The sequence below is a fragment of the Pseudomonadota bacterium genome (assembly GCA_038533575.1).
Taxonomy (GTDB): Bacteria; Pseudomonadota; Alphaproteobacteria; order Rhodobacterales; family Rhodobacteraceae; genus Shimia_B.
This window is the reverse complement of sequence record JBCAYL010000001.1, coordinates 1,292,015-1,313,402: the sequence shown is the minus strand read 5'-3', so window position 1 is coordinate 1,313,402 and position 21,388 is coordinate 1,292,015. Positions and strand designations below refer to the sequence as shown.

The following is a 21,388-nucleotide window of genomic DNA, read 5'->3' as shown; positions in this document are numbered from 1 at the left end:
AATGCGGTCCTTTCGTCTTGCCCCTCGGTTAATGGGGCGCAGGCAAGCGCGCAATACCGTTGGGCCGGAGGCGCAGATGGCGGTAAGCTCCCGTCATAGTTGAGAGGATACGCGCCATGAGCTTTTGGGACGATCTGAACGCCGTCGACGATCAATACATGGACCGCACCAAGTCGGAGAGCGACGACAAGGAGCGGGTCACCGCCTTCATCATCGGCGCTCTGGCGGTGTTCCTGGCCTTTGGCGTGGCCGGGCTCGACCGCTGGCTCGAGCCTGCCTGCCCGCGCTCATCCGTCAGCCATTACTTCCTGGAGCCCTTCGCCGGCACCTTCTTTGTCATGGCGCTCACCTTCGTAGGCGCGTTCATGATCGCCTATCGCGGCGAGAACAGGTGGGACGGGCACGCCGCCACCATCGGCGGGATCGGTGCACTCGTCTTGGCCTTCTCGCCCACGGACGGGCTGGGCTGCGCCACAGGCACGCTCATGGATCTGCGGCCCGCCGTCGTCATCGAGGTGCCCCCGGGCTTTGAGACGGGCGAGCTCGTGGAGGGAGAGCGCTTCCCGGACGCCGTCGCGCCCGCCGCGCTGCGTGCGGAGGACGGCGCGCTCGAGGGCGTGGAACTGCGCATCGGCACGGAGGGCACGCAGCGCTGGCACTTCGCCGGGGCCGGGGTGCTCTTTGTCGTGCTCCTCTATTTCGCGGGCGTGGCCTTCCCAAGGGTCAAGGACGAAGACACGGACGCCCAAGGCAGGAAGCTCCCCAGCAAGCGCATCCGCAACACGCTCTACTACCTCTTTCTCGCGCTCATGGTGGTGGGCTTTCTGATGATCGTCTTCTCGGAGACGATGCTTGCCCGCTCGCTCAGCTTGTGGCTCGCCGGTCTCATCGCCGCGCTGCCCTATGCCGTCCCCGAATTTGGCGATGTCGTCCGCCCCGTCTACCACGGAGAGCTTCTGGCATTCCTGGCGTTTGGCCTCGCCTGGCTTCTCAAGGGGCGCTTCTTGCTGCGCGTCCTGCTCGGGCCCTAGGACTTCCGGAAGCTGTCGAGGCTGACGACGTCGCCGCTCCTCGCGTCGTCACCCTCATCGCTCTCTTCATCGCCCGCAACGCCGGGCGGGATGGCTGCGCCGAGGCGGGGCTCCGGCGTCTGGTCCTCTTCGCCATCGGTGCTCTCGAAGCGCAGGCCGAACTCGACGGAGGGATCGACGAAGGTCTTGATCGCATCGAACGGAATGTAGAGCGGCTCCGGGCTGTCTCCGAAATTCAGCGTCACGGAGAATCCGTCCTCGGTCACCTCGAGGCCCGCATACCAATGCTGCATGACGACCGTCATCTCGCCGGGATAGCGGTCCGAGAGCCAGTCGGCGATTTCCACGTCCGGGTGCATCGTATCGAAGGTGATAAAGAAATGGTGCGCGCCCGGCAGGCTGCCGCGCCGCTCAACATCGGTCAGAACTTCCTGGATCAGGCCCCGCATGGCGCTGTGCATAAGGGCGCCGTATTCAATGCTGTCGGTCATGGCGACCCCGTCCTGAATAATGCCTGGACCATATCGGATTCTTGACCGAGCGAAAGCAGCTATGTTGCGAGCGCCACCGCGCAGGCGAGCCCGGCGACGAGAAGGAGGGTCGTCAGGATGCCCCGCCGCGCGCCGAGGATCAGGAGCGCGGCGAGGGCGGCATAGAGCAGCGCGAGGGGCTGGAAGCTCGCGAGGGCCGGCACCGGAAGCTCTCCCATCGCGAAGGGTAAGCCATTCACGTCGCTGAAGAAAACATGGAGCGCGAACCAGAGCGAGAGATTGGCGATGACGCCCACCACCGCCGCCGTGACCGCGCGGAGGGCGGCGGCGATGCGCGGCGCATGGGTGAGCTGCTCGATGTACGGCGCCCCGGCGAAGATCCAGAGAAAGCAGGGCAGGAACGTGACCCAGAGCGTCAGAAGCCCCGCGGCGATGGCCAGCGGCCAGCCGCCCACGGCATGGCCAGCGAGAATACCCACGAATTGCGTCACGAGGATGAGCGGGCCGGGTGTCGTCTCGGCCAGCCCGAGCGCTGCGATCATGTCCTCGGTCGCGATCCAGCCCTGCTCCTGCACGACAGTCTGCGTCATGTAGGCCAGAACCGCGTAGGCCCCGCCGAAGGTGACGACGGCAAGCTGCGAAAAGAAGAGCGCGATGGTGAAAAGAAACGTGGCACCAAGGCCCCACAGGGCCAGAACAGGCAGCCCCCAGAGCGCTGCGAGCGTCGCAAGGACGGGCCGGTTGGGCCGCTCAGAGACCTCGCTTGCAGGTGTCGTCCCAGCCGAGGCCGTGACATATCCGAAGACCCCCGCGACGAGAATAATGAGCGGGAAGGGAAGCCCCAGCGCAAAGATGGCGACGAAGGCCAACGCGGCCAGCACGATCCCTTGGCGCCCGTTCAGCGCCTTCGCCGCGAGCTTTCTCAGGGCCGCGACGACGATGATGATCACCGTTGCCTGCACGCCAAGAAACGTCTCCTGCACCAGCGGTTGCGCGCCGTAGCTGATGTAGAGCGCCGCCAGTGCGAAGATGACGAGCGCACCGGGCAACACGAAGAGCGACCCCGCCAGAAGGCCGCCCCAAATGCCGCGCAAGCGCCAACCGGCATAGGTGGCGAGCTGCATCGCCTCGGGGCCGGGCAGCAGCATGCAAAAGGACAGCGCGCGCAAGAATGCATCATGGCCAAGCCAGCCGCGGCGCGTGACCAGTTCCTCTTCCATCAGCGCGATCTGCGCGGCGGGGCCGCCGAAACTCAGGCAACCGATGCGGCCGAAGGTGCGGAAAAGGGCGTCGTAGCTGGGGGTCATACCGCGCCCTATCCCGTTCATGTGACAGGGAAAAGACTAGTCAGGCCGGTTCCAGAGCGCGGGCTCCGCGAACTCGATGGAATTGCCTGCCGGGTCCCGGCAGTAGATGGAGCGCGCGCCGGTGGGCCATTCGAAATCCGCTTCGATCTCGATCCCTTCTGACGTGAGGCGCACCACCCAGGTGTCGAGCTCGGCCCGCGGCACGCGAAGGCACAGGTGCCCGGGGCCGTCCGCGCCGTGGGTCGGCACAGGGAGGGGGCCCGTCATCTCCCGCGTGGCCTCGGCGATGAAAAGCAGCAGCATGCCCGGCCCGCAGCCATAGAAGCGGTGGCGGCCGGGGACGTGCAGCACCTCGTCGAGACCGAGCACGCCCGCGTAGAACGCGTGCGCGGTGTCGAGGTCGTCAACGTAGAGTGCTGTCTCGAGGATGGCGTGTGGTTTGAGCATGTACAAAACACTCCCGTGGGGCTCCGGGACTTGTACAAAACGGGACAAAAGCGCGGAAGGCGCGGCAGACGTTACTTTTGGGTTAAAGTGCAGGCTTCTGTTGCCAGGTGCCTGCGAACCCCGCCTAACGCGGCTAGGCGCTAGGGCTTAAGTTCGGTTCTACCCGGACCGCTTACGCGGCCAGAGCAACCGGAGCACGATTGTCGTTTGCAATTGTACTGTTTTCGCCGGTAACGGTGGCAGACAGCCGAGACAAAGCTAACCCCTTTAGACGTCCGTCGATCCTATTTCGGCCCCTAAACCCTCCAAACGAAAGGGATTTTGGTGGAGCCGCCGGGTACCGCCCCCGGGTCCGATCCGCTTATTACGAGCGCGTTTATGTCCATAGTCCTTGCGGACAGTCTCAATATATTCACGCCCGCGCGGGTTGCAACGGAAGTATGGCTTTGCTCGGTCTTTCTAAGACGATCCGGCGCTTAGAAGGCGCTCCAGTTGTTGGCGATGGCGGCGAGCGCGACGGCGGCTTCGATCAGAAAAAACCAGACCTTCTTGGAGGTCACGCCATCCATGGCAAGGCTGATCGCGCGGCCAGTGGCCCCGCCGCCCCAGACGAGGCCCGCCATGAGGTAAGCCTCTGGAGAACCTATCAAAATCGCGGCAAGCCCGGTGATGACGAAGACACCGCCCGAGGCGGCGCGGACTTCGGAGGTGCCCATGGAGGAGCCCCCGTCGGAGAGGTCGACAACCTTCATGGTGTAGCCCGGCGCGAGCCAGCCGAAGGCACCGAAGCCGATGGAGCTCAGGGCGATGAGGATATTGATGAGGTCCATGGGGTGGGCTCCGTCCGCGTCTTTCCCCTTTAACGTGGCGGAGCGTGTGTTGGACCAAAACAAGGGGATCCCGCCGCGGCATGGGCCGTAAAACCCTACGCGGTCAACGGTGCGGGAGCCGGCGGCGTTGGGTCGCTGGGGGGAGGCTCACCAACCGCGCGGCCGGTGAGCCCTGGGGCGCACTTTCTAGAAGCCCGCCTTGATCATCTCGAACTCGGCGATCTGGGCTTCGCGCAGCGCGTTGTCCATGGGCTGCTGCGCCAGGATCGGCACCTCCACGGTGCCAAGGCCTACTTCGACGAGCGTCTCCTCGGAGATGTTCATCATGTTCTCGGCATTGGCGTGGCCGTAGCCCCATTCATTGACGATGTACTCGGTCACCTGCGGCTGAAGCCACGCCTCGACGAAGTCGTGGGCTTTCTGTTCTGAGCCCGGACCGTCGACGAGGTTCACGTAGCCGCAGAACCACGAGGAGGAGCCTTCGGCGGCCTCGCGCTCGAAGCCCACATTCATGCCCTCGCCGGAGAGCTGCACGTAGGTCTCGTTCCAGGACCAGGCGATGAGGACCTCGCCGGTGCTCATGAGCTGCGCGAGCTCGGCGCCGTCGGCCCAGTAGGCGCGGGTATTGGCATGGGCTTCGCGGAGCCAGGCAGAGGCGGCCTCGAAATCGGCCTGGGTGGCTTGCGTCCAGTCGCTCACGCCGGTGGCGAGGTAGGCCAAGGCGTAGACGTCATCGACGTTGTCGGGCAGCGAGACGCGCCCTGCATAGGCGGGGTCCGTGAAGACCTGGAGCGTGGAGACGGCCTCTGCGGAGACCTCGTCGGCATTGTAGAGCGTGGCCGTGCGGCCGCTATCGGCGGGGATGAAGTAGACGCCCGTTTCATCTGCGAAGACCGGGTTCGAGCGGAAGGCCTCGTCGATGAGCTCGTAGGAGGGGATCTGGCTAAGGTCCCAGGGCTCGATGAGGCCCGCGTCGCGCCATTTCTGCACCGAATGGGGGCAGGGGTGGGAGACGTCGGCGCGAAAGCCGGAGCGCAGCTTTTGAAACGCCTCTTCCTCTTCGCCGAAGAAGGAGAAGCTCGGGGCCACGCCGTGCTCTTCGATATAGGCGCCGTAGAAGCCCTCTTCCTCGAATCCCGACCAATCCAGAACGAGAAGTTCCGGGTCTTCGGCGAAGGCGGTGGAAGCAAGGCCCACGAGCGCCGCGGAGCCGAGGTATTTTGCAACTTTCATTGGTGTCTCTCCCGTTGACAATTCGCGTGACGCTATGCGCGCGCCCGCGCTGGTGCAAGCAGATGCCGCGCGCGGGGCGCCCTCGCGGCGCAGAATTCGGCCGGGTGCCTATCGGGGCATCATCGGGGACGCAGGCGCAGGCAGGGGCGAGGGTGGTCGTTGGGTGGCTCTGTTTCTGCGCGCGCCGTGCGGCGTGCTCGAAAGGCGCCCGCCCACCGACCCAAGAACACGGACCCGGGCACATCAATCCCGCGCGGTCCGGTGACGAGATGTCGCTTCCAGACAAACGGTGACGGGTTTGGGTTTGCACCTGCCGGTCGGTGCTGTAGCCCCGCGGAGCGGCGCCGTGGGAGAGGCGGCCAATTGGGAGGTTGGGATGTCCGTGATTTCACCGTCGCGCCGGGTGCGCCGTACGCCTTTTTCCGATGGGGTCGAGGCCGCTGGGGTCAAAGGCTACACCGTCTACAACCGGATGCTGCTGCCCACATATTTCGAGAGCCCGGAGGCCGACTACCACCACCTCAAGCGCCACGTGCAGGTCTGGGACGTGGCCGTGGAGCGGCAGGTGGAGCTGCGCGGGCCCGATGCGGGCCGCCTGATGCAGATGCTCACGCCGCGGGACCTGCGGCCGATGCTGCCGGGCCAGTGCTACTACGTGCCCATGGTGGACGAGACCGGCGGCATGCTCAACGACCCCGTGGCGGTGAAGCTGTCGGAGGATCGCTACTGGGTGTCGATCGCCGACAGTGACCTCCTGCTCTGGATCAAGGGCATTGCCTATGGCTTTCGGCTCGACGTCGTCGTGTGGGAGCCCGATGTCTCGCCGCTGGCGGTTCAGGGGCCCAAGGCGGAAACGCTCATGGCGCGGGTTTTTGGGGAGGGCGTGCGCGATATCCGCTTCTTCCGCTACGGACTCTTCGATTTCGAAGGCGTCGAGATGGTCGTGGCGCGTTCGGGCTACTCCAAGCAGGGGGGCTTCGAGATATACGTGGACGGCACAGAGAACGGCATGCCGCTCTGGAATGCGCTCATGGCGGCGGGCGCGGATCTCGAGGTGCGCGCGGGCTGCCCCAATGCGATCGAGCGCATCGAGGGCGGGCTCCTGAGCTACGGCAATGACATGACCATCGAGAACACGCCCCACGAGGCGGGCCTCGGTCGCTTCTGCTCGACGCAGACGGCCATCGGCTGCGTGGGGCGCGACGCGCTCTTGCGCGTGGCCAAGGAGGGGCCGATCAAGCAGATCCGCCCGATCTCGATTACGGGCGAGCTGCCGCTCTGCGACAGGGCCTGGGCGCTGACGGCGGGCGGGACGAAGGTCGGACAGGTGACGAGCTCGGCCTTCTCGCCCGACCACCAGACCAATGTCGCCATCGGCATGGTGCGCATGACGCATTGGGACCCGGGCACCAAGCTTGAAGTCCAGACGCAGGACGGCACATTCAAGGCTAAGGTGCAGGAGCGCTTCTGGGCCTGAGGCAAGAGGGGAGCGCGGCATGGCAGTGCTCGTGGGCATCGCCATCCTGGCGGTGGTGATCTTCTTCATGAACCGGCGGGGCGGCGCGGGCATGGCGTCGGGCGGCGTCGGCGGCGGCGTGCTGGCGCGGCGCCGGAAGGCCGCGCCCTGCGCGTTCGAGCGGGTGAACCCCGAGGAGACGCGGATGCTCAAGGAATACCGTTGCGCGCGCTGCGGTGACGTGGCCTATGGCCGGGGAGACGCGCCTCCGGCGGAGCGCGGCTGCAAGGCCGGCTGAGGCCAGCCAGAGGACGAGGCCTCCCGCGCGGGGCCCGGCAACAGACGAAGCGCTAAGGGAGGCTCCCCATGTTCAAGGCACTGCTCGTGGAGAAGGATGCGGAGGGCCAAACCTCCGCCTCGGTCACGGAGCTCGAGGAGGACCGGCTGCCGCCGGGCGATGTCACCGTCGCGGTCGAATACTCTACGGTCAACTACAAGGACGGGCTCTGCATCGGGCCGGGCGGCGGGCTCGTGCGCACCTATCCCCACGTGCCCGGGATCGATTTCGCGGGGACCGTGGAACACTCCGAGGATGATCGCTACCAACCCGGCGACAAAGTCGTGCTAACGGGCTGGCGCGTGGGCGAGGTCCATTGGGGCGGCTATTCCGAGAAGGCGCGGGTGAAGGCTGACTGGCTCGTTCCGCTGCCCGAAGGGCTCACGACGCGACAGGCCATGGCCGTGGGCACCGCGGGTTTTACGGCCATGCTCGCCGTGCAGGCGCTCGAAGACCACGGGATCAAGGACGGTCCGGTGCTCGTGACCGGCGCGGCCGGTGGCGTGGGCTCCGTCGCCACGGCGATCCTCGCGGCGCGGGGGCACGCGGTGGCGGGTGTCACGGGGCGGCCTGAGACATCCGATTACCTGACCGCGCTCGGGGCGACTCAGATCGTGCCGCGCGAGGAGCTGGCGGAGACGGTCAAGCGCCCGCTCGAGACAGAGACTTGGGGCGGCTGCGTGGACGCCGTGGGCGGCGCGATGCTGGCCCGCGTGCTCGGCCAGATGCAGTACGGTGCCTCGGTGGCGGCCGTTGGTCTGGCGGGCGGGGCAGGGCTTCCAGCCACGGTCATTCCCTTCCTCCTGCGGGGGGTGAACCTCCTTGGGATCGACAGCGTCATGCAGCCCTTCGCCGCGCGCCAGCGGGCCTGGGCGGCCATCGCCGAGACGCTGCCCATGGAAAAGCTCGAGAGCATGATCGTGCCTGCGACGCTGGCCGATCTCCCGGCGCTCGGTGCCGACATCCTCAAGGGCCAGGTGAAGGGCCGCGTCGTGGTGGACGTCGCAGGCTAAATCATCAGGGTGCGCGGGTGCGGCTCACCGGGCTGTGCGCGCGCACCGAACATGCGGCTTTTTCACGCTTTGCGGGAAAAATGGGCGTGCGCGCTTGTGCGTTTCACGCCGCCGTGACACATCTTTCGCATGCAACTGGATACCGAGTTTGTCCGCGCTCAGTTTCCAGCTTTCGCGGAGCCCGCTTTGCGGGACCAGGCCTTCTTCGAGAATGCCGGCGGAAGCTATACGTGCCGCTATGTCATCTGGCGGCTCAACCGCTTCTATAAAGAGCGGAAGGTGCAGCCCTACGCGCCTTATACCGCTTCCTATCTCGGCGGGCAGGAGATGGACGAGGCGCGCGACCGCCTCGCGCGGGCGCTGGGCGTCCTGTCCGAGGAGCTGAGCTTCGGTCCCTCCACCACCGCCAACACGTATGTGCTCGCGCAGGCCTTCCGGCAATGGATGACGCGCGGCGTTCAGGGCGAGCGGCCCGGGGCGATCATCGTCACCAACCAGGATCACGAGGCCAATAGCGGCCCCTGGCGGCGGCTCGCAGAGGACGGGATCGAGATCCGCGAATGGCGGATGCGGGAGGACGGCGCGCTCCATACCGAGGACCTGCTGCCGCTACTCGAGGGCGCGCGGCTCCTGTGCTTTCCCCATGTCTCGAACGTCGTGGGCGAGATCAACGATGCGGCGCGGATCTGCCGTCTCGCGCGGGGGGCGGGGGTCTTCACCTGCGTGGACGGGGTGAGCTACGCGCCCCATGGCTTGCCCAACGTGCGCAAGCTCGGCGCCGATATCTATTTCTTCTCGGCCTACAAGACCTACGGACCGCATCAGGGGATCATGGTGCTGCGTCGCGCGCTCGGCATGGCGCTGCCCAACCAAGGGCACGAGTTCAACGGCCATGACCTGACGAAGCGCTTTACCCCCGCGGGCCCCGACCATGCGCAGGTGGCCGCCTCCGCGGGGATCGCGGACTACATCGACACACTCTACAAGCACCACATGCGCGCGGGCCGTGATGGCACCGGACGCACGGAGGTGGTGCACGATCTGATGCGCGACCACGAGGTGGCGCTCATGGAGCCGCTCCTCGATTTCCTCTCCACGAAGCAGCGCATCAGGCTCCTCGGGCCCAAGGAGGCCGCGGCGCGCGCGCCGACCCTCGCGCTCGATCTCGGACAGCCCGCGGCGCCCTTTGCCGCCCGGCTCGCGCGGCACGGCATCCTGTGCGGGGCGGGGGATTTCTATGCGGGCCGTGCGCTTTCCGCGTTGGGCGTGGCGCCCGAGCACGGCGTGCTGCGCGTCTCGTTCACGCACTACACCACCGAGGACGAGGTTGACCGGCTTATCACGGCCCTAGATCACAGCCTCTAGCCGGGCGCAAAGCCCGCGACCATACGGGCTCAAGACCATGGCACATCCCACCATCATGTGGTTTCGCCGCGACCTGCGGCTTTCCGACAATCGCGCGCTGAAGGCGGCCGTGGGCGGGGATGGCCCGGTGATTCCCGTCTTCATCTATGACGAGGTGGTGGAGACGCTGGGCACCGCGCCCGCCTGGCGGCTGGGCCTCGGCATCGAAAAGCTTGCCGAGACGCTGGAGGAGAAGGGGAGCCGCCTCATCCTCCGCAAGGGGACGGCGCGCGAGGTGCTCGAAAAGCTCGTGGAGGAGACGGGGGCCAAGGCGATCCACTGGAGCCGGGCCTACGACCCCACCAGCCAGGCGCGGGACAAGGCCGTGAAGGCCTGGGCCAAGGAGGCCGGGCTCGACGCTCAGAGCCACAAAGGCCACCTCCTCTTCGAGCCCTGGACAGTGCAGACGAAGACGGGCGGCTTCTACAAGGTGTACACGCCCATGTGGAAGGCGGTGCGCGGCAGCGACCTGCCGGAGCCCGAACGTGCGCCCGCCAAGATACCGGCACCCGACAGCTGGCCAGACAGCGATGATCTGGGCGAATGGGGCCTCGGCGCGGGCATGCGGCGCGGCGCGGAGATCGTGCGCCCCCATGTGCGGCTGGGCGAGGACGCGGCGCGCAACAGGCTGCACTACTTCACCGAAAACCTCGTGCAGCGCTACGACACGGCGCGCGACGAGGTCTGGAACGATGGCACCTCGAACCTCTCGGAAAACCTTTCGCTCGGCGAGATCAGCCCGCTGACCTGCTGGCACGCGGGGCTTCATGCCATGGAGGAGGGCAAGGGCGGTGCGGAGACCTTTCTCAAGGAGCTCGTCTGGCGCGAATTCGCCTACCACCTCCTGCACCACACGCCGCGCATCGAAACCGCGAACTGGCGCGAGGACTGGGACGCCTTCCCCTGGAACGAGGATGAGCGTGTCTCGGAGGTCATCGCGTGGAAACGGGGCCGCACGGGCATCCGCTTCGTCGATGCCTCCATGCGCGAGATGTACGTCACCGGGCGGATGCACAATCGGGGGCGCATGATCGTCGCCTCCTACCTCTGCAAGCATCTCCTGAGCCATTGGAAGATTGGCAAGGACTGGTTCGACAATCACCTCATCGACTGGGACCCGGCCTCCAACGCCATGGGCTGGCAATGGTCCGCGGGCTCCGGGCCCGACGCCACGCCCTACTTCCGCGTCTTCAACCCGGTCACCCAGCTCGACAAGTTCGACAAGGATCGGAAATACGCCTCGCGCTGGATCGCGGAGGGCTATTCCAATCCCCACGATGACGCGTTGAGCTACTTCGCGGCCATCCCGGAAAGCTGGGCCATGGCCGCGGACGACGATTACCCGTCTCCCATCGTTGCCGCCGAAGAGGGACGCAAGCGCGCGCTGAGCGCCTACGAGAACCGGGATTTCTAGGAAACGCTTGTGGGGACAAGCGCTTGGTGGCTAAAACTTTCGTGGAATGGGATGCGTGTCTGAGACGACAGACGCGTATCACGGGAGAGATGGGACATGATCCACACGAGCACGCGCGGGCAGCAGAACCTGCCGCGATACTTCAAGCAGGTCTTCGAGCTCGCGAAGGTGGCGCAGAACGGGCGGCTTGATGTGCGGCTTCCCGACGATCGCGTCTTTCGACACGACACGCGCCGCCCGGGGCCGGTGGCGGAGGTCATCATCCATGATCCGGATGTCTTCGCGCGCATGGTGCGCGAGGGGCAGCTCGGCTTCTGCGATGCATATCTCGAGGGGCAATGGTCCACCCCGGACCTGCAGGCCTTCATGGATTTCATCCACGCCGATAACGACGACATGTTCGACGGCTTCGCCGGGCAGCGCCTCGTGCAGCTCTACGAGAATTTCCGCTTCTGGCTGCAGCGCAACAACCGGAAGAACGCGCGCAAGAACATCGCCGCGCATTACGATCTGGGGAACGATTTCTACCGGCTTTGGCTCGATGACACGATGACCTATTCGAGCGCCATCTTCGAGACAGGGCAGGAGAGCCTCGAGGCGGCGCAGACGGCCAAGTACAAATCCATGGTCGACCAGATGGGCGCGCAGCCCGGCGACCACGTGCTCGAGATCGGCTGCGGCTGGGGCGGCTTTGCAGAATATGCCGCCAAGGAGCGCGGGCTGAAGCTCACCTGCCTCACGATCAGTCAGGAGCAGTTCAACTACGCCGTGGACCGCATTGAAAAGGCAGGGCTTTCCGACCAGGTCGAGTTCAAGCTGCAGGATTACCGCGACGAGCGCGGCAGCTATGACGGCATCGCTTCCATCGAGATGTTCGAAGCCGTAGGCGAAAAGTACTGGCCCGCCTACTTCAACGTCGTCCGCGAGCGGCTCAAGCCCGGAAAGCAGGCCACGCTGCAGGTCATCACCGTGCAGGAAAGCCGCTTTGAGATCTACCGGCAGTCCGTTGACTTCATTCAGAAATACATCTTCCCCGGTGGGATGCTTCCCTCGCCGGGCGTGCTGCGCAAGCAGGTCGAGCAGGCGGGCCTGAACGTCGTGCGCTCCATCGAGTTCGGGGAGAGCTATTCGCAGACCTGCCGCCGCTGGCACGAGACCTTCAACGAGACCTGGGAGCAGACCGTGAGCATGGGGTTCGACGACCGCTTCCGCCGGATGTGGAATTTCTACCTGACCTCCTGCGCCTCCACCTTCCATTTCGGGAATTGCGACGTGACCCAGATCACCATCGCGCGGCCGGCGCTGGCGGGGCCGGCCTGATGCCCACCTTCGCGCGCCTCGTGGCTGCGGCCCTTTTCGGCGCGCTGGCCTACTACGTGTCGACCTTCATCCCGCCGATCTTCGAGGATGAACGGCCGCTGCCCTCGCTGCCCTACTGGAACGCTTTCTTCGGCGTACTTCTCGGCTGGCGTCAGGCGGGGCGCGTGGCCGGGCGCGGCTTCGGCGCCTCGGTGAGCTCCGGCCTGACGACGAGCGTATCGCTCTTCGTCGTGTGCCTTTTCGCGCATTCCTTCGCTGAGATGATCGATCGCTCCATGCGCGGGCAGTATGGGGGCCCCGCGGAGGCTGTCGTGGCTGTCTTCAACCTGATGTACGAGTTCGGCGGGCGGATCTTCACCACCGAGGTCATCGTCACCACGATCGTGGGCGGCATCGTCGCGGCCATGGTCACGGAAATCTTCGCCAGGCGCTACGATTGAAGCCGATCTTTCTCTACGGCACGCTCCGGCACCTCCCGCTGCTCGAGATCGTGGCGGGGCGCGCGGATGCGGGGACGCCGGCAGAACTCGCCGACCATGCCGTCTTCCATGCGGGCGAGGCGCCTTTTCCGCGGCTCGAGCCCGCGCCAGGGCAGACGGCGCGGGGCCTCCTCGTGGAGGCCGGTGAGGCGCTGGAGCGGCTCGATTTCTACGAGGGCGGCTACGGCTACGGGCTCGTGCCCGTCACGGTGGAGACGGCCGCCGGCCCGAGGGAGGCGCGGGTCTACCGCGCCGGGGCCGGGGTCGCGGCACCCGGTGCGCCATGGTCGCTCGAGGCATGGATCGACCGCTTCGGGCCCATGACCTGCCATCTCGCACGGGAGGCGATGGGGTATCTCGGCCAGATTACCGCGGAGGAGCTCGCGGCGCGGATGCCGGCCATGGCCGTCCGCGCCCAGGCACGGCATCTCGCGGAGACCGGCGCGCGCCCCGCACCGCTCGCGCCGCTGCCGCCGGACGCGGTGGAGATGGTGGAGACGCGGCTGCCCTATAGCGGCTTTTTCTCGGTGGCCGAGGCCGACCTGCGCCACAGGCAATTCGACGGCTCCATGGGCCCCTTGGTGCGGCGGGCCTCGTTTCTTTCCGGGGACGCGGTCGTCGTGCTGCCCTATGATCCGGTCCGCGACAGGGTCCACCTCATCGAGCAGTACCGCATGGGGCCGCTTTTTCGCGGGGATCCTCACCGCTTTCTCATCGAGGCCATCGCGGGGCGCGTGGACCCGGGCGAGAGCCCGGAGGAGGCCGCCCATCGCGAGGCGATGGAGGAGGCGGCGCTGACGCTGGGCGCGCTCCATGAGGTCTCGCGCTCCTATCCCTCGCCCGGGGCAATGTCGGAATTCCTGCACATCTTCGTGGGGATCGCTGACCTGCCGGACGCGGCGCAAGGCCTCGGAGGCGCCGCGGCCGAAGATGAGGACATCCGCTCCACGCTCCTCGATTACGCCGATTTCGAGGCGCGCCTCGACGGGGGCGGGCTCAATGTGGGGCCGCTCATCATCGCGGGCCATTGGCTCGCCCGGAACCGGGAACGCCTGCGCAGCTGAGGCTTGTGGCCTCGCGCGGGTCCACGTACCTGTGGCTCAAAGGAGCCACGCATGCGCATCTACGACGACCTGCCCGACGCCATCGGCAACACGCCCCTCATCAAGCTCAGGCGCGCCAGCGAGGAGACGGGCTGCACCATCCTAGGCAAGGCGGAGTTCCTCAATCCGGGTCAAAGCGTCAAGGATCGCGCGGCCTTCTACATCATCAAGGACGCCATCGCGCGCGGCGCGCTGAAGCCGGGCGGCACGATCGTGGAGGGGACGGCGGGCAATACCGGCATCGGTCTCGCGCTCGTAGGCGCGGCCATGGGCTTCAAATGCGTTATCGTCATCCCCGAGACCCAGAGCCAAGAAAAGAAGGACATGCTGCGCCTGGCGGGCGCGGAGCTCGTGGAGGTCCCCGCCGCGCCCTACCGCAACCCAAACAACTACGTCCGCTATTCCGAGCGCCTGGCAAAGGCACTGGATGAGACGCTGCCGGGCGGCGCGATCTGGGCCAACCAATTCGACAATGTCGCCAACCGGCGCGCCCATGTGGAGACCACCGGCCCCGAGGTCTGGGAGCAGACCGGAGGCAAGGTGGACGGCTTCATCTGCGCGGCGGGCTCCGGCGGCACCGTGGCGGGCATGGCGGAATACCTCCAGCCCAAGGGTGTGAAGGTGGGGCTCGTCGATCCTTACGGAGCGGCGCTCTATGCCTGGTACACTGAGGGCGCGTTCAAATCCGAGGGGGACTCGATCTCCGAGGGCATCGGGCAGGGCCGCATCACGGCCAACCTCGAGGGCTTTACCCCTGATTTCGTCTGCCGTGTGTCCGACGAGGTGGCCATCCCGCTCGTCTTCGACCTTCTGGAGGAGGAAGGGCTCTGCATGGGCGGCTCCACCGGGATCAATATTGGCGGCGCTATGGAGATGGCGCGGGACATGGGGCCGGGCCATACCATCGTGACAATCCTTTGCGATTACGGCACGCGCTACGCCTCCAAGCTCTACAATCCCGATTTCCTGCGCGCGAAGGGCCTGCCCGTGCCGGCCTGGCTCGAGGCCGAGCCACGCGAGATGCCCAGCGTCTTCGAAGACGCGTGATGCGGCGGCGCCTCGCGTCTCGGGCTCTCGGGCTTGCCAGGGCGGCCATCGCCGCCACGTGGGCCGCGCTGGCCACGGCCGCGGCGGCGCAGGAGGTGCCGGATTACGAGGCCTGGGAGAGCGTGGCGAGCCGCGCGGAGGCCGCCGTGGAAGCGGGCCGTGCCTCCGACGAGGCCTTCGAGAGCCTGCGCGCCGAGGTCGACGCCTTCCGCGCGGAGTTCCTCGCCGCGCAAGGCATCAACGCCACGCGCCTCGAGACCCTCAGGGCGCAGCTCGACGCCCTCGGCCAGCCGCCGGAGGAGGGTGCGCCCGAGGCCGCCGAGATCGCCCAGCGGCGTGCGGAGCTGTCCGAGCAGATCACGGCGCTCGCCGCCCCGGGCATCGCCGCCGGCGAGGCCTTCAGCCGTGCAGACGGCATCATCGGTGAGATCGATACCATTCTCCGCGAGCGCCGCGCCGAAGCGCTTTTCTCCCGGGGGCCGCCTGTCTGGGATCTCGCGATCTGGGCCAGCGCCGCCAGCGACCTGAACGACAGCCTCTTTGACCTCGTCGACGGCATGGCCCGCGCCGCGGATGACGGCGTGGCCGCGCGCGAGATCGAGGAGAACCTGCCCGCAATCCTCGTGCTCTTGGCCGTCGCGCTCGTCTTCGTGCTGCGCGGACGGCGCTGGCTCGAGATCGTGGGCGAACGGCTTGAGCGGCGCGGCGGAGCAGAGGGCGCGGCGGGGCTCAGGCTCTCGGGGTTCCTCATCTCGCTCGGTCAGGTCATCGTGCCCTTTATCGGGCTCCTCGCGCTCAGTCTCGCTCTCAACAGGACAGGCCTCTTTTTCTTTTGGGGCGAGCGGCTCGTGGCTCATATCCCCGCCATCGGCACGGCGATCTTCATCTATCGCTGGCTCGGCGGGCGGCTTTTCCCGAGGATCGAGGGGGTCCATTCTCCGCTCAACATTCCGACCGACCTCTACCGCCGCGCGCGGTATCTCCTGCTCTTCCTTGGCCTGACGCTGGCGGTGGGCCTCTTCGTGGCCCGGCTGGCCGAAATCGACCGCTACAGCGAGGATACGCGCGCCGCCCTCGTCCTGCCGGTGGTGATCGGCACGGGCTACCTCCTCTTCCGGCTGGGCCGCCTCATGGGACGCCACGCGCCCGCGACGAACGAGGAGGGCGAGGTACAGCTCTCCGTCCTCGACCGTCTCGTCGGGCTTCTGTCGCGGTTGGCGCGGACTGTCGGCGTGGTGGGGCCGCTTCTCGCGCTCGTGGGCTATCTCAACGCCGCCGAGGCGCTGACCTTCCCGGCAGTCCAGACTCTCGCGCTCTTTGCCGTGCTCGCGCTCCTCGTGGACGTGATGCGTGACATCTACGTCGTGATCTCGCGCGGGCAGGCCTCGGCGGATGAAAGCCTTGTGCCGGTGCTCGCGAGCACCGCGCTCTTTATTTTCTCCGCCCCGGTGCTCGCGCTCATCTGGGGCGCCACGGTCAACGACCTCGGCGAGGTCTGGATCGCGGTGCAGGAGGGCGTGGTGCTGGGCGACACGCGCATCTCGCCCGGCGCGTTCTTCACCCTCGTGGCGGTGTTCGCGGTGGGCTATGCCGTCACCCGCTTCGTGCAATCGGCGCTCAGGACCTCGGTCCTGCCCAAGACGAAGCTCGACCAGGGCGGGCGCACGGCCGTTGTCAGCGGGCTGGGCTATATTGGCATCTTCCTCGCCGCGCTGGTGGCGATCTCGGCGGCGGGGATCGATCTCACGAGCCTCGCCTTCATCGCCGGCGCGCTCGGCGTGGGCATCGGCTTTGGCCTGCAGAACATCGTCTCAAACTTCATCTCCGGCATCATCCTCCTCGTCGAGCGCCCCATCAGCGAGGGCGACTGGATCGAAGTGGGGCCGAATATGGGCTTTGTCCGCGACATCTCGGTGCGCTCGACGCGGATCGAGACCTTCGACCGGACAGATGTCATCGTCCCCAATGCCGATCTCATCTCGGGCACGGTGACCAACTACACCCGCGGCAACACCGTGGGCCGCGTGATCGTGTCCGTCGGCGTGGCGTACGGGACCGATACGCGCCGGGTGGAGGCGCTTCTGAAGGAGATCGCTGAGGCGCACCCGATGGTGACGCTCAAGCCGCCGCCCTTCATCTACTTCAAGGGTTTCGGCGAGAGCAGTCTCGATTTCGAGATCCGCGCGATCCTGCGCGACGTGACCTGGGTGCTGGTGGTGCAAACAGAGATGAACCACGCCATCGCCGAACGTTTTGCCGAGGAGGGGATCGAGATCCCCTTCGCCCAGCGCGACCTGTGGCTCCGGAACCCGGAAGCGCTCCGCGGCGTGCCCAAGACGCCCGCGCCCGCCGCCGAGGTCGCACCGCGCCCGGGGCAAGCCAGCGAAACCGCACGCCCCGATTTCGAAGGTGGCGATGGCGGCGGCGACCACCACTGAAAGTCCCGCACATCAGCGCTTGCACTTCCCCCGCGCCTTGGGCTAGGCCCGCCCGCGGAGAGGTGGCCGAGTGGTCGAAGGCGCACGCCTGGAAAGTGTGTAGGCGGGAAACCGTCTCGAGGGTTCGAATCCCTTCCTCTCCGCCACTCCCAATCCCGGAAATTTGGTTCGGATGGCTGGGGGCCTCTCTCACGGGCCACATGGGGCTCTGGGTATCCCCGCCTGATGCGTCCTCCACCGCGATCATCACTGGCGCGGAGAGCCTGGAGTCGTCACTCCGGCGGCGGCCACAGCTTCCGCTTGCAGCCACGCCACCACGGTTTGCACCGCGCGTCGGCGGCCAGTGTCTGGATTGGCGAGCATCCAATAGTTGGTGCCGAGATCGAGCTGGGCGTTGCCCAAGGCGCGCATGAGCGACGCGTTTGCGAGGCTGTCCTCGGCCAGGCGGGCGCGCGCAAGCGCCACGCCCTGACCCTGCTCCGCGGCCCTGAGGATCAGGTCGGAAGATGTCAGGCGGCGGCCGCGCCGGACGTCCAACTCCTCTGGGCCGAAATGCCTGCGCCATGTGCCCCACGACGTCGAAGGATCGCGGTCGTGGAGCAGGGGCAGGCCGAGAAGCTCCGCGGGTTTCGACGGCCGTCCGCACCTCTCCCAGAGATCCGGGGCCATCACCGGGAAGACGCGTTCGTCCATCAACGGCAGGACGTCGAGGTCTTGTGCCGGCTGTGCTCCCATGCGGATGTTGAGGTCCGCGCCCGATGCGACGGGGCTCTTGCGGGCCTGATCGACGAGGATCGACACTTCGATCTTCGGGTGCGCCTCGGTCAAGGTCGGAAGGCGCGGCAGGAGCCATCGCATGGCGAAGGACGGCGTCGTGGCGATGGTCACGGAATTCGCGCTCGACCATTCGCGTGTGTTCAGGACGGCGCTTTCGAGGTCTTTCATGGCGGCCAGCGCGGCTTTGCCCAATGCTGCGCCTTCAGTGGAGAAGCTGAGGGCCCTTTGCCCGTCACGGGCCTCGAAGAGTGGCACCTCGAGCCACGCCTCGAGATCACGAAGCGCGCGGCTCACCGCGGAGTGCTGGATCCCGAGAAGACGCCCGGCGGGCCTGATCCCGCCGGTTTCGTACACTGCAGCGAGGGCGCGGAGGAGGGTGAGCGGCAGGTCACGCATGGTGACCTTGGTAGACCATAAAGCGTGTCCTTGTGAACGGACTGCGCCGGCCCTCCTCGCTACCATGATTGAGAAAGGGGACCGCCCATGGGCATGCTGATCGACGGAGTGTGGTGCGCGGATACCGACCGCTTCATGCAGGATGGCGCATTCATCCGCGAGGCGTCCACCCTTCCAGCCAACTCTGCGCAAAAGCTCGCAGCTCGATTGCGGGACACTGGAAGGGTCGTTCTCGTCGCCTCCTGGAGTTGCCCGTGGTCCCACAGGACGACGCTCGTGCGGGTCCTCAAGCGCCTCGAGGGCATTCCTGTGGCGCTGGCGGGCGGGCCTCGGGTGGAAGGCTATGCGGTGACCGGACTCGGAGCAGAGTGGCCAAGCGATATCCGACCTGTCCACGCGCTATACACGGCCACCTATCCCACCCATACGGGGCGGGCGACCGTGCCTGTGCTCTGGGACAAGGATGCAGGCAAGATCCTCTCCAATAGCTCGGCACACATCGCGCGGGCGCTCGACCGGGTCGGAGCAAGCTGGCGCCTGGCGCCTGATGCACAGGACCGAGAGATCGATGCCCTCAATGCGCGCATCACCCAAGGGCTCGCCAACGCCGTCTATCGCGCCGGGTTCGCCACCGCGCAGGCGGCCTATGACGCGGCCATCGGCGACGTCTTCGCGACGCTCGATTGGCTGGAGGCACATTTGGCCGACCATCGATGCCTCCTCGGACAGCAGATCACCGAGGCCGATCTCTTCCTCTTCGCGACACTCGTCCGGTTCGATGCGGTCTATGTCCCGCTCTTCCGGTGCACGCGGCGGCGGCTCGTGTCGTACCCGGCCGTGTGGGCCTATGCGAGAGACATCTACTCCTGGCCCGGCATCGCGGACACCTGCGACTTCGAGGCCAACCTCAGGGGCTATTTCCTGAACGACACGGAGAACAATCCGCACGGGATCGTGCCCGAGGTGCCGGAAGATGACTGGGCCGCGCCCCATGACCGCGACCGCCTCGGGCCTCTGACGGTGTGGCGGGACGGCGGCATCGTCCCCTTTGACGACAGGATGGAAAGTGCCTGCGATGACTGAAGCGCGCCGGGATCTGCGGGCGGGCCTAATGGCCTGGCTCATCGCCGTGACCGTCGGTGCGGGCTGGCAGCTCGCCACGCGCTTCGGTGTCACCACGACGCTGGCGCCGATCGATCTCGCGCTGCTGCGCTACGTGATCCCGGCGATTGCCCTCTGCCCTGTGCTGATGCGGCAGGGCTTTTGGGCCGGCGATCGGCCCGGCTGGATGCTTTCGCCGATCGTCATGGGCGGCGGCTTGCCCTTTGGACTTTTGGGCATGGCGGGCGCGCAATTTGCGCCCGCGAGCCACATGGGCGCGCTTCTGCCCGGGTCCATGCCGGTGTTCGTCGCCCTTCTGAGCGCGGTTTTTCTCGGCGAACGCTTCGGGCGGGGCCGTGTCGCGGGCCTTTGCATCATCGTGTGCGGGGTTGCCTGCGTGGTGGGCGCGACGCTCTTCAGCGCGAAGGCTGACGCGACTGTGCTTCTCGGCGATGCGTTGTTCCTCTCGGCCGGGGTGTTCTGGGCGATCTACACGGTTGCCTTTCGCCTGAGTGGGCTCGACCCCTGGCACGGGGCTGCCTTGATCTGTTTCTGGTCGTCCGTCCTCGTGGTGCCGATCTGGGTGATTTCGCCCGGAGCGGCCTTGCTGGACGCGCCGTGGCCTGACATCGCGCTGCAGGTCGTCGCGCAGGGCATCCTCGCGGGGCTCATCGGGCTTGCCGCCTATGGCGCGGCCATTCGTCATCTCGGGGCGAGCCTGGCCGCTGTCAGTGGCGCGGTCGTGCCGGCCCTGACCGCGCTGGGAGGCTATGTGCTCCTTGGCGAGGCGCTCTCCGGGTGGACAGCCATCGGTGTGGTCGGGGTGGCGATTGGCATCTGGGCCTATGCGGGAGCCCCGGGTGTGTCGCGGATCTCAAGGGGTAGGGTGGACCGCGAGGAACGATGAGGGGCGGCACGGCGGCCATGGCCACGGAGGCACACCGATCCAGCAGCATTGCGAGACATCAATCCGCGATGTGAATGGGGCGCGCATCGACCGAATCGTGTTTCTGTGTTTCTTCCCACTCCGAAAGAATGGAAGCTGCGGCCCCGGTGAAACGATCCTCGAGCTGTGTCAGCGACAAGATGCGATCAATCCGGAAATGCCGGATGGCTTGTCTTAATTCACACCAACCGACGCACACTTCGCTATCCGCGTAGTAGATGAGCGCGATGGGCCAGACCGTGCGGGTCGTCACCTGGCCGTTGACGTCCTTGTAGGCTATGCCGAGCTTTCGCTCGTCCCTGAGAGCGTGGCGCACATGCGAGGTATCGACGACATCGGAGGATGTCGCGCCCCACGCGGTCGTAATCAGATGGCGGACGCCCGGGGCAACGGCGTGCAGCTTCCGCGCAGCGCTCTTCGCGGATTTCCAGAGGCCCCGATCGCCGGTCCGGGCGATCATGGAGAGACCGAGATAGACGGCTTCCGCTTCGTCCTCATTGAAGCGGACGGCCGGGAGATCGTAGCCGCGGCGCATGACGTAGCCGATGCCGGTTTCGCCGTGGATCGGGGTATTGCGCGACTGTAAGTACGCGATATCGCGGTAGATCGTTCGGACGGACACCTCGAGGGCCTCGGCCAATTCCGCCGCGAGAACGGGCCGGTCGGCCGCGCGCAGGATCTGGATGATCTCGAAATATCTTGCAGTGCGCGACATGAATGACCCCGACAAAATCCCGGGCTGCCATACATTACTGACACGCATGTGTCAGTAAGGGGGTGCTATCCTAGCCTCGATTTTCACTTGCATCGGGGCGGAA

General features: G+C 66.6%; 20 protein-coding genes and 1 tRNA gene. 14 read left to right on the top strand and 7 right to left on the bottom strand.

Features of this window, described 5'->3' with window-relative positions; genetic code table 11:
* Positions 1-116 precede the first annotated feature (116 nt).
* Positions 117-1,031, top strand: a complete 915-nt coding sequence (locus tag AAFM92_06690; protein ID MEL7300053.1) for a hypothetical protein — start codon at positions 117-119, stop codon at positions 1,029-1,031.
* Here the strand turns inward: AAFM92_06690 and AAFM92_06685 are convergent.
* From AAFM92_06685 to AAFM92_06665, 5 genes are all read right to left on the bottom strand, one after another.
* Complete coding sequence (locus tag AAFM92_06685; GenBank protein MEL7300052.1) at positions 1,028-1,522, bottom strand: ClpXP protease specificity-enhancing factor SspB; 495 nt, start codon at positions 1,520-1,522, stop codon at positions 1,028-1,030. The two genes, AAFM92_06690 and AAFM92_06685, sit on opposite strands and share 4 nt — an antisense overlap.
* Positions 1,523-1,581: 59 nt before the next feature.
* Positions 1,582-2,829, bottom strand: coding sequence for a chromate efflux transporter (chrA, locus tag AAFM92_06680; GenBank protein ID MEL7300051.1), 1,248 nt, complete (start codon positions 2,827-2,829; stop codon positions 1,582-1,584).
* Between the two features lie 36 nt (positions 2,830-2,865).
* Positions 2,866-3,276, bottom strand: coding sequence for a VOC family protein (locus AAFM92_06675; GenBank protein MEL7300050.1), 411 nt, complete (start codon positions 3,274-3,276; stop codon positions 2,866-2,868).
* 476 nt (positions 3,277-3,752) lie between these two features.
* Positions 3,753-4,106 (bottom strand): DUF4345 family protein, encoded by a 354-nt coding sequence (locus AAFM92_06670; GenBank protein MEL7300049.1) that lies wholly within the window; start codon positions 4,104-4,106, stop codon positions 3,753-3,755.
* A 186-nt stretch (positions 4,107-4,292) separates the two neighbouring features.
* Positions 4,293-5,339 carry an extracellular solute-binding protein gene (locus AAFM92_06665; GenBank protein MEL7300048.1) on the bottom strand — a complete coding sequence of 349 codons (1,047 nt, stop codon included), beginning with the start codon at positions 5,337-5,339 and terminating at the stop codon, positions 4,293-4,295.
* Positions 5,340-5,715: 376 nt separating this feature from the next.
* Between AAFM92_06665 and AAFM92_06660 the strand changes: the two genes are divergently transcribed.
* The 11 genes from AAFM92_06660 (at position 5,716) to AAFM92_06610 (ending at position 17,496) form a co-directional block, all read left to right on the top strand.
* Positions 5,716-6,816 carry a dimethylsulfoniopropionate demethylase gene (locus AAFM92_06660; GenBank protein MEL7300047.1) on the top strand — a complete coding sequence of 367 codons (1,101 nt, stop codon included), beginning with the start codon at positions 5,716-5,718 and terminating at the stop codon, positions 6,814-6,816.
* A gap of 19 nt (positions 6,817-6,835) precedes the next feature.
* A complete protein-coding gene (locus AAFM92_06655) occupies positions 6,836-7,093 on the top strand; it encodes a hypothetical protein (protein ID MEL7300046.1) in 258 nt (85 codons plus the stop codon).
* A 68-nt stretch (positions 7,094-7,161) separates the two neighbouring features.
* Positions 7,162-8,145 carry an acryloyl-CoA reductase gene (acuI, locus tag AAFM92_06650; GenBank protein ID MEL7300045.1) on the top strand — a complete coding sequence of 328 codons (984 nt, stop codon included), beginning with the start codon at positions 7,162-7,164 and terminating at the stop codon, positions 8,143-8,145.
* 129 nt (positions 8,146-8,274) lie between these two features.
* Positions 8,275-9,510 carry an aminotransferase class V-fold PLP-dependent enzyme gene (locus tag AAFM92_06645; GenBank protein ID MEL7300044.1) on the top strand — a complete coding sequence of 412 codons (1,236 nt, stop codon included), beginning with the start codon at positions 8,275-8,277 and terminating at the stop codon, positions 9,508-9,510.
* Positions 9,511-9,547: 37 nt separating this feature from the next.
* Positions 9,548-10,963, top strand: a complete 1,416-nt coding sequence (locus tag AAFM92_06640) for a deoxyribodipyrimidine photo-lyase (GenBank protein MEL7300043.1) — start codon at positions 9,548-9,550, stop codon at positions 10,961-10,963.
* Positions 10,964-11,059: 96 nt separating this feature from the next.
* Entirely contained in the window at positions 11,060-12,283 is a 1,224-nt protein-coding gene (locus AAFM92_06635; GenBank protein ID MEL7300042.1) for a cyclopropane-fatty-acyl-phospholipid synthase family protein, read from the top strand.
* Positions 12,283-12,723: a TrgA family protein gene (locus tag AAFM92_06630; GenBank protein ID MEL7300041.1), complete on the top strand. Its 441-nt coding sequence runs from the start codon at positions 12,283-12,285 to the stop codon at positions 12,721-12,723. Before AAFM92_06635 ends, AAFM92_06630 begins: the two co-directional genes overlap by 1 nt.
* Positions 12,720-13,826, top strand: coding sequence for an NUDIX domain-containing protein (locus tag AAFM92_06625; protein MEL7300040.1), 1,107 nt, complete (start codon positions 12,720-12,722; stop codon positions 13,824-13,826). The genes AAFM92_06630 and AAFM92_06625 overlap by 4 nt, the downstream gene beginning before the upstream one ends.
* A gap of 51 nt (positions 13,827-13,877) precedes the next feature.
* A complete protein-coding gene (locus AAFM92_06620) occupies positions 13,878-14,912 on the top strand; it encodes a cysteine synthase A (protein ID MEL7300039.1) in 1,035 nt (344 codons plus the stop codon).
* Complete coding sequence (locus tag AAFM92_06615) at positions 14,912-17,350, top strand: DUF3772 domain-containing protein (protein ID MEL7300038.1); 2,439 nt, start codon at positions 14,912-14,914, stop codon at positions 17,348-17,350. Before AAFM92_06620 ends, AAFM92_06615 begins: the two co-directional genes overlap by 1 nt.
* A gap of 56 nt (positions 17,351-17,406) precedes the next feature.
* Positions 17,407-17,496 (top strand) — tRNA-Ser (locus tag AAFM92_06610).
* A 100-nt stretch (positions 17,497-17,596) separates the two neighbouring features.
* Here AAFM92_06610 and AAFM92_06605 read toward each other — a convergent pair.
* Complete coding sequence (locus AAFM92_06605; GenBank protein MEL7300037.1) at positions 17,597-18,523, bottom strand: LysR substrate-binding domain-containing protein; 927 nt, start codon at positions 18,521-18,523, stop codon at positions 17,597-17,599.
* 87 nt (positions 18,524-18,610) lie between these two features.
* On the opposite strand from AAFM92_06605, the gene AAFM92_06600 reads away from it, so the two are divergent.
* Both AAFM92_06600 and AAFM92_06595 read left to right on the top strand, forming a co-directional pair.
* Entirely contained in the window at positions 18,611-19,606 is a 996-nt protein-coding gene (locus AAFM92_06600) for a glutathione S-transferase C-terminal domain-containing protein (protein ID MEL7300036.1), read from the top strand.
* The gene (locus AAFM92_06595; protein ID MEL7300035.1) at positions 19,599-20,531 is read left to right on the top strand and encodes a DMT family transporter; all 933 of its coding nucleotides are present in this window, start codon (positions 19,599-19,601) and stop codon (positions 20,529-20,531) included. Before AAFM92_06600 ends, AAFM92_06595 begins: the two co-directional genes overlap by 8 nt.
* A gap of 58 nt (positions 20,532-20,589) precedes the next feature.
* Here AAFM92_06595 and AAFM92_06590 read toward each other — a convergent pair whose 3' ends face one another.
* A complete protein-coding gene (locus tag AAFM92_06590; protein ID MEL7300034.1) occupies positions 20,590-21,285 on the bottom strand; it encodes a YafY family protein in 696 nt (231 codons plus the stop codon).
* Positions 21,286-21,388: the final 103 nt, after the last annotated feature.